Origin of the sequence: Bradyrhizobium sp. 149 (genome assembly GCF_023073915.1) — a bacterium.
Taxonomy (GTDB): Bacteria; Pseudomonadota; Alphaproteobacteria; order Rhizobiales; family Xanthobacteraceae; genus Bradyrhizobium.
In genome coordinates this window covers 310,558-322,272 of sequence record NZ_JADPKK010000020.1, presented here as the reverse complement: position 1 = coordinate 322,272, position 11,715 = coordinate 310,558, and the positions used below count along the sequence as shown (strand labels likewise).

The 11,715-nt window shown below is 64.4% G+C and carries 10 protein-coding genes and 1 pseudogene; 8 read left to right on the top strand and 3 right to left on the bottom strand.

Annotated elements, in window-relative coordinates:
- Window positions 1-107: 107 nt before the first annotated feature.
- The gene (locus IVA88_RS16580; protein ID WP_106941092.1) at window positions 108-410 is read right to left on the bottom strand and encodes a hypothetical protein; all 303 of its coding nucleotides are present in this window, start codon (window positions 408-410) and stop codon (window positions 108-110) included.
- Between the two features lie 194 nt (window positions 411-604).
- Here IVA88_RS16580 and IVA88_RS16575 point away from each other — a divergent pair, with 194 nt between their 5' ends.
- From IVA88_RS16575 to IVA88_RS16555, 5 genes are all read left to right on the top strand, one after another.
- Window positions 605-1,084, top strand: a complete 480-nt coding sequence (locus IVA88_RS16575; RefSeq protein ID WP_247498297.1) for a hypothetical protein — start codon at window positions 605-607, stop codon at window positions 1,082-1,084.
- A 352-nt stretch (window positions 1,085-1,436) separates the two neighbouring features.
- Window positions 1,437-2,384 (top strand): TAXI family TRAP transporter solute-binding subunit, encoded by a 948-nt coding sequence (locus IVA88_RS16570; RefSeq protein WP_247498296.1) that lies wholly within the window; start codon window positions 1,437-1,439, stop codon window positions 2,382-2,384.
- 181 nt (window positions 2,385-2,565) lie between these two features.
- Entirely contained in the window at window positions 2,566-4,674 is a 2,109-nt protein-coding gene (locus IVA88_RS16565) for a TRAP transporter permease (RefSeq protein ID WP_247498295.1), read from the top strand.
- Complete coding sequence (locus tag IVA88_RS16560; protein WP_247498294.1) at window positions 4,635-5,054, top strand: DUF1850 domain-containing protein; 420 nt, start codon at window positions 4,635-4,637, stop codon at window positions 5,052-5,054. The genes IVA88_RS16565 and IVA88_RS16560 overlap by 40 nt, the downstream gene beginning before the upstream one ends.
- Window positions 5,055-5,065: 11 nt before the next feature.
- A complete protein-coding gene (locus tag IVA88_RS16555; RefSeq protein WP_247498293.1) occupies window positions 5,066-5,872 on the top strand; it encodes a glucose 1-dehydrogenase in 807 nt (268 codons plus the stop codon).
- A 57-nt stretch (window positions 5,873-5,929) separates the two neighbouring features.
- Here the strand turns inward: IVA88_RS16555 and IVA88_RS16550 are convergent, their stop codons facing one another.
- Together IVA88_RS16550 and IVA88_RS16545 are read right to left on the bottom strand one after the other, a co-directional pair.
- Window positions 5,930-6,700: a hypothetical protein gene (locus tag IVA88_RS16550; protein ID WP_247498292.1), complete on the bottom strand. Its 771-nt coding sequence runs from the start codon at window positions 6,698-6,700 to the stop codon at window positions 5,930-5,932.
- A 79-nt stretch (window positions 6,701-6,779) separates the two neighbouring features.
- Window positions 6,780-8,357: a sodium:proton antiporter gene (locus IVA88_RS16545; RefSeq protein ID WP_247498291.1), complete on the bottom strand. Its 1,578-nt coding sequence runs from the start codon at window positions 8,355-8,357 to the stop codon at window positions 6,780-6,782.
- A 227-nt stretch (window positions 8,358-8,584) separates the two neighbouring features.
- On the opposite strand from IVA88_RS16545, the gene IVA88_RS16540 reads away from it, so the two are divergent.
- The 3 genes and pseudogenes from IVA88_RS16540 (at window position 8,585) to IVA88_RS16530 (ending at window position 11,631) form a co-directional block, all read left to right on the top strand.
- Window positions 8,585-9,343 carry a hypothetical protein gene (locus IVA88_RS16540; protein ID WP_247498290.1) on the top strand — a complete coding sequence of 253 codons (759 nt, stop codon included), beginning with the start codon at window positions 8,585-8,587 and terminating at the stop codon, window positions 9,341-9,343.
- Window positions 9,342-9,563 (top strand): annotated as a pseudogene (locus IVA88_RS16535) (hypothetical protein); the annotation flags it as partial. The gene IVA88_RS16540 and the pseudogene IVA88_RS16535, both read left to right, overlap by 2 nt.
- A 145-nt stretch (window positions 9,564-9,708) precedes the next feature.
- Window positions 9,709-11,631, top strand: a complete 1,923-nt coding sequence (locus IVA88_RS16530) for a propionyl-CoA synthetase (protein ID WP_247498289.1) — start codon at window positions 9,709-9,711, stop codon at window positions 11,629-11,631.
- Window positions 11,632-11,715 lie beyond the last annotated feature (84 nt).

The window sequence follows — 11,715 nt, the reverse complement described above, 5'->3', positions numbered from 1 at the left end:
CTCTCCGCGAGTCCAGCTCTCACCGCAATTGCGGACGCAGCCCCTCACCCCAACTCTCTCCCCGTAAGAACGGGGGCGAGGGAGCGTACCGTCGCCGCGACCTCGGCCTACTGATCCGACCCGAACTTGAACTTGCCGTCGCCTTCCAGATACGGGCCGCTGCGCATGTAGAGCTGGCCGTTGTGGCCGATGAAGAACAGCGTGCCCTTCGGCACCTTCTTGGCACCCTTGAGCAGCTCGCCTGCATTGTTGGTGCCCATCTTGTAGGAAAAGGTCTTGCCGTCCTTGTCATAGGCATAGCCGGTGTCGGGCTTGAGCTCCCAAGGCGTTGCAGCGGTCTGCGCCAATGCGGGTGCAGCGAACGCGCCGAGCACGGCTGTTACCAAAAATGTCTTTGTTGAAAATGCCATCACCCTATCCTCCCCATTGAGGCGTTTGGCTTGAACAAATCACGAACGATGTCTCCAGGTCAATTTGCGAAAGCGCCGCAGCGCATCACGTCTTGCCCAGCAGTTTGTGATTTTCCCTTCGCCCCTCCGCGACTATGTTCCGCTTTCCGTCTAGAACGCAATTCGACAAAAATATGGGTGTGGGGATGATTCGGATGAGCCATGTCATTAAAGTTTGTGGGACTGCCGCGCTGCTGCTGACCGTGCTGGCGCCGGCGGTACGGGCCGATGATTACCAGCTCAGCCACAACCAGCGAATTTCGTGCAGCCGTGGCCTCGCCCCGGGCAAGCTGAACACCGCGACCTGCAAGTCCTACACCTACCTCTTCAACACCAAGACCTCGGAATATTTCCGCTGTCAGGTCTCGCTGGCGCTGACCCGCGACAACAAGGAAGTCATCAACGTCCAGACTGACGGCGGCTGCACCAAGAAGCCGCGCATTTTCGAGACCGACGGCCATTACGATTTCGACGCCACCGAGACCGAGCCGCCGAACACCAATTCGTTCTTTGGCCCTGGCGGCTACTCGGTCTGGGCCGCCGACGTCAGCGCACAGAAGGTGCGCGGCTGCATCATCATCTCCTCCGGCCTCGGCTCCGACATCTCCAAGTGCCTGGACATGACGTTCCAGTGAGGGTTCGCCAGTGAGGGCTTGCCAGTGACGGTGCGCTCCCTTCCCCGCTTGCGGGGGAGGGGTGGGGAGAGGGTTTATCCGCAATGGGACAATCCCCTGGACGAGAAAGCCCTCACCCGGCGCTTCGCGCCGACCTCTCTCGCAAGCGGGCGAGGTTGCACCGGGCCTGCCGCGTGGGTGAAGTGATCCTCACGTAAGCCTGCCTGGCTGCGCCACCTCGCCGCACCCACCGGGTTCCCCAAAAATCGAGCCAGGACAGCCATTTACCGCACCCCTGTTTTGACTTTTGGACGGGTTGACCCGGTCGCCTCATCCGGCCAATTTCCCGGCCGGTTTGGGGAGTGAAAAAATCATGAAACGGACGATTTTCGGCGTGGCCGCGGCTCTTGCTCTGGCGGCGTCGGCACCTTGCGCGCAGGCGCAATCCTTCATCAACGTGCTGACCGGCGGCACCTCCGGCGTCTACTATCCGCTCGGGGTCGCGATCGGGAAGATCTACGGCGACAAGATTCCGAACGTGAAGACGCAGGTGCAGGCCACCAAGGCGTCGGTCGAGAACCTGATCCTGCTGCAGCAGGGCCGCGGCGAGCTGGCGTTCACGCTGGGCGACTCGCTCAAGGCCGCTTGGGACGGCGAGGAGGAGGCGGGCTTCAAGACCAAGCTCGACAAGCTGCGCACGATCGGCGCGATCTATCCGAACTACATTCAGATCGTCGCGACCGCCGAGAGCGGCATCAAGACGCTGGCGGACCTCAAGGGCAAGAGCCTGTCGGTCGGCGCGCCGAAATCGGGCACGGAGCTGAATTCGCGCGCGATCCTGGCCGCGGCCGGCATGAGCTATAAGGATCTCGGCAAGGTCGAGTATCTGCCGTTTGCCGAATCCGTCGATCTCATGAAAAACCGGCAGCTCGGCGCGACGCTGCAATCAGCCGGCCTCGGTGTGGCCTCGCTGAAGGATCTCTCGACCTCGAGCCCGATCACGGTGGTGTCGGTGCCGAAGGAGACCGTCGAGAAGATCGGCCTGCCCTTCGTGGCGGCGACCATTCCCGCCAACACCTACACCGGGCAGGACAAGGACGTGCCGACCGCGGCCGTGATCAACTATCTAGTCACCAGCTCGGCGGTGTCGGACGATCTCGCCTACCAGATGACAAAACTGGTCTACGAGTCGCTGCCCGAGCTCGCCAACGCGCATGCGGCCGGCAAGGAGATCAAGCTCGAGACGGCGGCCAGTGGCAGCCCGGTTCCGCTGCATCCCGGCGCGATCCGCTATTACAAGGAAAAAGGGCTGATCAAGTAATTCTCCGCTGTCATTCCGGGGCGCCCGCAGGGCGAACCCGGAATATTGTGATTCCGGGTTCGATGCTGCGCATCGCCCCGGAATCACGGAGAGAACGCAAATGCCCGGGTCAAGCCCGGGCATGACGCATTCGGGGCGCAGCGCGAATGCTGAAGACGGATCAGGGCGCGGGGAAATATCGATGTCGCAGGCAGAGGCCACTGAGGCCCCCATCAAGGTCGAGTTCGACAATTTCGAGCACGGATTTCCGGAAGGATTTGGCCCGGGCTGGTGGGGCACACTCGCCTACTGGATCGGCATCGCCTTCGCGACCTTCCAGCTTTACGTCGCAGCCTTCAACTATCTGCCGAGCCAGGTGGTGCGCGGCGTCCATGTCGGCTTTCTCATTCTGCTCACCTTCGGCCTGATCGGCAACTTCACCGCCAAGAGCGATTTCGGCCGTGCGCTCGGCTGGCTGATCGGCGGCGCCGGCTTTCTTTGCGGGCTGTATCAATGGATCTTCTATGCGGATTTGATCGCACGCGACGGCGATCCGACCCGCCTCGATCTCGTGGTCGGCACGCTGCTCGCAGTCCTGATCTTCGAGGGCACGCGGCGGCTGATGGGCGCGGCGCTCCCGCTGATGTGCGGCGCCTGTCTCGTCTATTGGTTCTTCGGGCAATATCTGCCGTCGCCGCTCAACCATCGCGGCTATGATTTCGACCAGATCGTCACCCATCTGTCGTTCGGCACCGAGGGTTTTTACGGCGTGCCGATCTACGTCTCGGCGACCTACATCTTCCTGTTCATCCTGTTCGGCTCGTTCCTGGAGCGCGCCGGCATGATCCAGCTCTTTACAGATGTTTCGCTCGGCCTGTTCGGCCGCACCCGCGGGGGACCTGCCAAGGTCGCGGTGTTCGCCTCGGGCATGATGGGTACGATCTCCGGCTCCGGCGTGGCCAACGTCGTCACCGTCGGCCAGTTCACGATTCCGCTGATGATCAGGTTCGGCTATCGCCGCGCGTTCGCGGCCGGCGTCGAGGCGACGGCCTCGATGGGCGGGCAGATCATGCCGCCGGTGATGGGTGCGGTCGCCTTCATCATGGCGGAGACGCTCGGCGTCCAATATTCGGAGATCGTGAAAGCGGCGGCGATTCCCGCGATGCTCTATTTCGCCTCCGCGTTCTGGATGGTGCATCTGGAAGCCGGCAAGCACGGCCTCACCGGCATGAAGCGCTCGGAGATTCCCAGCGCCTGGAAGGCGCTGGTGACGCGCTGGTATCTCGTGCTGCCGCTCGCGGCGCTGGTCTACATGCTGTTCGAAGGCTTTACGCCGCTTTACGCCGGCAGCATGGGCCTCGCGCTGACGGTGGCGCTGATCCTGGGCGCCAGCATCACGGCTGGCGCGCCCTCGACGGTGATTCGCAGCATCTTCTGGATCGGGCTCGCGCTCGTCGTCGCCGCGCTCTCGCGTGACGGCCTTCAGATCGTGCCGGTCGCGGGCGTCGTCGTCGCGTTGATCGTGATCACTGCGTTCGTGCGCGGCGGATTCTCCGCCCTGCGCGCCTGCCGCGATGCATTGGCTGAAAGCGCGAAATCCGCCATCACCGTCGGCATGGCCTGCGCCATCGTCGGTGTCATCATCGGCATGATGTCGCAGACCGGCGTCGGCACCATCTTCGGCGGCTGGGTGATCGGGCTCGGCGAAAAGAGCCTGTTCCTGGCGCTGATCATGACCATGCTGCTGTCGATCCTGCTCGGCACCGGCATCCCGACCATCCCGACCTACATCATCACCGCGGCGCTCGCGGCGCCCGCGCTGGCGAAACTCGGCGTTCCCCTGATCGCGAGCCACATGTTCGCGTTCTATTACGGCATCATGGCCGACCTCTCGCCGCCGGTGGCGCTGGCGGCGTTAGCCGCAGCACCGATCGCGAAGGAGAATCCGGACAAGATCGGCTGGGAGGCGATGCGTATCGCGCTCGCCGGCTATGTCATCCCCTTCATCTTCGTCTATTCGCCGGCACTGATGCTGCAGGCCGGCGACCCCATGGCGGCCAAGCTCGGCTTCTACGGCGCGGTGGCGTTGGCGACCTTCAAGGCGCTGGTGGCGATCGCGTTGTTCGGCATGGTCGCGATCGGCTTCCTGTTCACGCGCCTGACATTTCTCGAACGTGTGGTCGCGCTTGGTGCCGCGCTCTGCCTGCTCGGCGACTTCCCGTTCAGCGACACCGTGGGCTTCCTGCTCTCCGCGGCGATCGTGCTGTGGCAGTGGCGGCAGCGTCCGCCGGCGTCGGTCGAGGCGGTGTGAGCCTCTGCTTCGCGACAGCCTCAGGCGTGAAGGCGCTGGCGCTGTCCGCCTTCACGCTGGTGTGGACGCATTCGATCGCGAAGGTCGACTGGCAGGAAGACTGGCGCGTCACCCCCGCCGGGCTCGAACTGGTGCAGGCGCGGGTGAAGGGCACCGGCCCCGGCATGGAGCCGCCGCCCGAGGCGCGGCTCGTCGACGGATGGTTTCAATGGAGGCCTGCGCGCGCCCCGATGCCGGAGGTGGTGCTGGGCAATTCCGGCGCGACTGGCGAATGGCGGCTTTGCCATGAAGGTAAGTGCCAGACGTTGTCGGAGATTGTCGGTCATCCCATTGGTGCTAACGTCACGACGATGAGCATCTGCGAAGAACAAGAGAAATAAGGGAGACACTGATGGATCGCCTCAAGGGCAAGATTGCGATGGTGGTGGGTGCCGGCTCGATCGGGCCGGGCTGGGGTAACGGCAAGGCCACTGCGGTCACCTTTGCGCGCGAGGGCGCGCAGGTGTTTTGTGTCGACCGTAACGGCGCGGCGGCCGAGGAGACCGCGAAGATCATCACGGATGAGGGCGGCAAGGCGACCGCCTTCACGGCCGACGTTTCGCGACCGGCCGAGGTCGAGGCGATGGTCGCGGCGTGCCTGAAGGCCTACAGGCGCATCGACGTGCTCGACAACAACGTCGGCATCGCCGAGATGGGCAGCGTGGTCGAGGTCACCGAGGAGAGCTGGGACCGCGTCTTCAGCGTCAATCTCAAGAGCGCCTATTTCGCCATGAAGCATGTCATTCCGGTGATGGTGAAACAGGGCGGCGGCTCCATCATCAACATCTCCTCGATCGCCTCGATCCGCCACATGGGCATCTCCTACGTCACCTACGGCACCTCGAAGGCGGCGATGAACCAGATGACGCGGACCACCGCGATCGAGTTCGCGCGCCACCATGTGCGCGTCAACGCGATCCTGCCCGGTCTGATGAAGACGCCGATGGTCGAGCATTCCGCCGGCCTCGCCGCTAGCTACGCCAAGGGCGACGTCGAGGCGATGTGGCGCGCGCGCGATGCACAGGTGCCGATGGGCCACATGGGCGACGCCTTCGACGTCGCCAACGCCGCGCTGTTCCTGGCCTCGGACGAGTCGAAATATGTGACGGGCATTGAGCTCGTGGTGGACGGCGGGATCACCTGCAAGGCGGGGGCGTAGGCGCCGCTCCATATTCCGCCGTCGTCCCGGCTTGCGCCAGGACGACCGCCGAGCGGGCTACCGCGCCAGCGCCAGAATCCCGCCGGCAAGCGAATGCCACGCCGCGGTTTCGCTGATCGGCCAGTTCAGCACCTTCACCGCCAGCATCGCGAGCGTGCCGTAGATGTAGACCGGATGTACCCGGCCTTCGGTGCGCCGGTCGCGCACCATGGCGACCACGAGCAGCAGCGAGGCGACCGCTGCGGGCGCGATGGTGACGGGTACCGGCGGCGGCCCGGGCGGTCCCGGAGGCGCGAGGAAGGTGAGAAACCAGCGCGCGATCGCGGCGTCGAGGATCGAAACGGCGGCGAGCAGCATCAGGCGTTTGTGAATCGCGGGCTTTCGCGTGTTCATGATCGCGAGCACGAATACCACTGCGAAGAACGCGATCCCGCTCATCGGCACGATCGAGAAGGCGATGCCGGCCTCTTGCTGTCCGAGCGCGGCGGAATGCTGCATCACATGCACGGAGGCGAGGAAGCCGAAGATCGTCATCGCGGTGGCGAGCGAGACGCCGGCGATGCCGAGCGCGCGGTGATTGACCACGCGGCCCGAGGCGGCGAGCCAAGTCTGGATCACAAAATAGAGAGACCAGGTGAAGAACAAGAGACCGTGGAAATGAATCACAGGGCTTGTGGACAACGTCCGTTGCGCAAGCGGCACAAAATAGGTCGGTGCGAAGCCGAGAAAAGCGGTGGCCGCGCAGGCCAGTGCCATGTGGAGATAAAAATATCGTGCGGGCGACGCATCTCGCGCGCGCACACGACGGTCGTCGATCAAAGTCGTCATGAGGGGTGAGTCTGGAGAGGCGGGATTTGGTTCAATCCCTAGCCACCTGTGCAGGGCGCTTGTTGGGGGACGACGAGATCTAACCCCCCGCGCTCAATTCCGCGCGATCGAGCTCTTCCTCGATCCGATGAAATGCATCATCGCCGATCACTTCCCTGGCGCGAAGGTCGAGGATCGATTCGCGCGCGGCCCCAATGCCCCGGCGGCGCAGCGGATCGGCCGGCAATTCGCCGTTGGCGATGCCGCCGTTCGGGTCGTCGTCCGCCTGCATCAGGATGGCGCGATATTCGAGCCGCAGGATTTCGGCTTCCTCGGATGGATCGTCCTCGATTGCGTCGAGCGCGGCGCGATAGGCGACGGCGCGGGCGCGCGCGACCTCGACCCCGACCGGATCGTCGTCCTTGAGGTCGAACGCCAGGATCAGCGGTCGCAACGTCAGGCCCTGCACGACCAGCGTGCCGAGCACGACCGCAAACGCCGAGAAGACGATGAAATCGCGGTAGGGAAAGTTTTCCGGCAGGGCGAAAGCGGTGGCGAGCGTGACGAGGCCGCGCATGCCGCACCAGGAGATGATGAGGCCGCCCTTGGGCGAGGCGACCTGCTTCGGATCCTTCGGGTGATAGACCCCGTGCGCGACGAGCGCGCGCAGCGTCGTGCGGTAGAATGTGATCCAGGCCAGCCGCACCAGGACCACAGTGAGCAGAATCGAGGCCGCGGCCAAGCAATATTCCCAGCGCACGTCCGCATCGAGCCGGGTCCAGATCGGCCGCATCTGCATGCCGATCAGCATGAAGGCGAGCACGTTGAGCACGAACACCATCGTCTCCCACACGGCATAGGACGGCACCCGCAGCCGGGCCGGCATGCGCGCCCCCGCCGTGCGCGCCATGGCGATGGCGTAGACGACGATGGTGAGAATGCCGGAGAGGCCGAGATGCTCGGCGGCGATCCAGACCATGAAGGTGGTGGCGAACTGCACGATGATCGAACTGGGTGCTTCCGTGACGCGCTGTATCAGCAGCGGGATGATGCGGGCGGCGAGAAGCCCGGCGATCACGCTGCCGACCAGCGCCAGCGCCATGGTCGGCGCGACCTGGCTCCAGGTCAGATGCTCGGTGGCGATTGCTCCGACCGCGATGCGGTAGATCAAGAGCGCAGTCGCGTCATTGAGCAGGCTCTCGCCTTCCAGGACCTTCACCATCCGATAGGGCAGCTTCACCTGGCTCAGGATAGCGACCGCGGCGGCCGCATCCGGCGGTGCCACGATGGCGCCGAGCGCGACCGCGGCGGCCCAGGGCATGTCCGGCATCAGCCTGTGCGCGACGTAGGCCACGGCGACCGTGGTCAGGCCGACGGCGGCGACGACCAGGGTCGAGACCGGAACCCAATTCTTGCGGAGATCGCGCAGCGAGGTGTCGAAGGCGGCATCGAGCAGGACCGGTGCGACAAAGAGGGCCAATGCCAGGTCGGGCTCCAGCGTCCAGGACGGGCTCGACGGCACAAAGGCGATCAGCGCGCCACCGATCGCGAGAAAGGTCGGGTAGGGGACCTTGATCCGCCGCGCCAGCGCCGATAATGCAACGGCGCCGAGCAAAAGCACGATGATCCATTCGAATGTCGACACGTTGATCCCCGAAACCGATTTGAGCGGCGCCACAAGCTAGCACCAATCCGGCCGTATGATGGATAGTGCGGCCCCAAGGCAAGACCTTGTCCCAAGACCTTGACCCAAGACCTCGACCCAAGACCTCGACCCAAGACCTCGACCCAAGACCTCGACCCAAGATCTCGACCCAAGATCTCGACCCAAGACTTAGCGCAAGATTCAACCCAAGACTGAAGCACTCCAAGACTGAACCCAAAGACTTTCCGGCTGTGACGGGCATGCGGTTTCTCATTCAATGGTCCGGCGCCGGGTTGCTCTTTGCGCTCTCGGTCGCCGCGGCTCATGCCGCGACGGGTGGCGAACCGGCCGCAGTCCCGCAGGTCGACGTCGCGCCGTGTCTTGCGGCTGCCGCAGCCGATGATATCGACAAGGCCGCCACGGCCTGTGCCGCCGTGATCGACAACGAGAAGACGGCGAAGGGCGATTTGATCAAAGCGCTGATCGCGCGCGGCGGGCTCTATGCGCGGCACGATCAGGTCGACCGCGCGATCGCCGACGACAGCCGCGCTCTTCTGCTCGATTCCGGCCTCGCCGATATCTTCAACGCGCGCGGTGAGCTCTGGCTGAGGAAGGGCGACAAGCCCAAGGCGGTGCAGGATTTCGGCGCGGCATTGAAGGTCGATCCGAACCATGAGGCAGCCAAGGCCAATCACAAGGCGATGGCGCGCGAGATCGAGCGGATCGGCGCGCAGATGGCGGTCGCAGGCAAGCCCAGCTTCAGTTGCAAGGGTGCGCGCCGCCCTGTCGAGAAGGCGATCTGCGCCAACCGCGAGCTCGCTGATCTGGACCGCGAGGTCTTTGCGTCCAATACCCGTGTGCTCCGCGTGGCCCGCAATGCGGGCGAAGCCAAGGCGCTTCAGCGCGAGCAGGATGATTTCATCGCCCGCCGCAATGCCGGGTTCGGCCGGCCGGGGTACGATTTGAAAAAGGCGATGCAGGAGCGCTTGCTGCGGCTGAACGGGGTGGACGGGTATTGAGGCCAGGAAGGCGCTGGCCGACGACGAAACCGCGCTGCGGCTCGATCCCGGCAACGACGGTACGGCCAGCGGCCGCCGCACTGTGATCGCCGAGATCGCGAAATTCGAGGTCGAGAAGGTGATTTGCGCCGACCGCGCAGCTGGGCGTGCTCGACCGGGCTATGATCTGAGGAAGGTCATGCAGGAGCGGCTGCAGCGGCTGAATGCGATCGATAGCTGAGAGCACCGTTCTTTCAGCTTGAACCGCGGCCCGTTCCCGGGAAAATACCCCTCAAACAAGGCCGGTGCTTGATCCCTGTCATGGCGGGACGTTTGTCCTGCCACAAGGTCGAGGCCACGCGAATAAAGGGAACGGGAGCGCGGGAATGAACGTCCGAGGAAACGTCGACGGAAAGAGCCTCTATCACGAGCTCTATGCGCGCTCGCTGGCTAACCCTGAGGGCTTTTGGGCCGAGGCGGCCAAGGAGATCGACTGGATCGAGCCGCCGAAAAAGATCTTCGACCCCTCGCAGGGCGTCTACGGCCGCTGGTTCAGCGGCGGCGTCGTCAACACCTGCTACAATGCGATCGACCGCCACGTCGAACGCGGCCGCGCCGGCCAGATCGCGTTGATCCATGATTCGCCGCTGACGGGCAGCGTCACCAAATTCACCTACGCCGAACTGCTGACCGAAGTGCAGGCGCTTGCCGCCATCATGCACGATTTTGGTGTCGCCAAGGGCGATCGCGTCATCCTCTATATGCCGATGGTGCCGGAGGCCGTCGTCGCGATGCTGGCCTGCGCGCGCATCGGCGCGGTGCACTCCGTCGTGTTCGGCGGCTTTGCCGCGAAAGAGCTCGCCACCCGCATCGACGATGCGCAGCCAAAGTTGATCCTGTCGGCGAGCTGCGGCATCGAGCCTGGCCGCATCGTGCAGTACAAGCCGCTGCTCGACGAGGCGATCAGGCTTGCGGGCTCAAAGCCGAAGGCCTGCATCGTGCTGCAACGTCCGCAGCTTATCTGCGCCCTCACGCCCGGCCGCGACTATGACTGGGCGGGCCTGCGCCGCAAGGCGATGAACGACGGCAAGAAGGCGCCGTGCGTGCCCGTCGCTGCCACCGATCCGCTCTACATCCTCTATACGTCAGGCACGACCGGCATCCCCAAGGGCGTCGTGCGTGACAATGGCGGCCATCTGGTCGCGGTGAAATGGTCCATGTTCAACCTCTATGGCGTCAAGCCGGGCGAGGTCTGGTGGTGCGGCTCGGATATCGGCTGGGTGGTCGGCCACAGCTACATCGTCTACGGCCCGCTGCTGCACGGCGCGACCTCGATCATGTATGAGGGCAAGCCGATCGGCACGCCTGATGCCGGCGCGTTCTGGCGCGTGATCAGCGAGCACAAGGCGGTCGCCTTCTTCACCGCGCCGACCGCGTTCCGCGCGATCCGGAAAGAAGATCCGGAGGGAAAATTCATCCGGCAATACGACCTCTCGGTGTTCCGCACCCTGTTCCTCGCCGGCGAGCGCGCCGATCCGCCGACGGTGGAATGGGCGGAGCAGCAGCTGAAGGTGCCTGTCATCGACCATTGGTGGCAGACCGAGACCGGCTGGTGCATCGCCGGCAATCCGGTTGGCTTAGGCAAGTTGCCGGTGAAGCACGGCTCGCCGACGGTGCCGATGCCGGGCTATCAGGTCGATGTGGTCGACGAAGCGGCAAAGCCGGTTGGCCCCAACGCCATGGGCTCGATCGTCATCAAGCTGCCGATGCCGCCGGGCTGCCTGCCGACGCTGTGGAATCAGGACGAACGTTTCAAGGAAGCCTACCTCACCGAATTCCCCGGCTACTACAAAACATCGGATGCCGGCTACAAGGACGAGGACGGCTATATCTTCGTCATGGGCCGCACCGACGACATCATCAACGTCGCCGGCCATCGGCTCTCCACCGGCGGCATGGAGGAGATCCTGGCTTCGCATCCCGATGTCGCCGAATGCGCCGTGCTCGGCGTCAAGGACGCGATCAAGGGCGAGGTGCCCTGCGGCTTCCTGGTGCTCAAGGCGGGCGTGAAGCGGGCGCCCGCCGAGATCGAGAAAGAGATCGTCGCGCTGGTGCGCGACAAGCTCGGTGCCGTTGCCGCGTTCAAGCTCGCCATCACCGTCGGCCGCCTGCCCAAGACGCGCTCCGGAAAGATCTTGCGCGGCACCATCAAGAAGATCGCCGACGGCGAGACCTGGACCATGCCCGCGACGATCGAGGATCCCAAGGTGCTCGACGAGATCGGGGAGGCGCTGAAGGGGAGGGTGTGAGATTTGCTCTCGGGGCGTAGCGATTGAGGCGCGACGCCGCTGCTCCAAACCCGCTGTCATCGCCTGCGCAGGCAGGCGATCCAC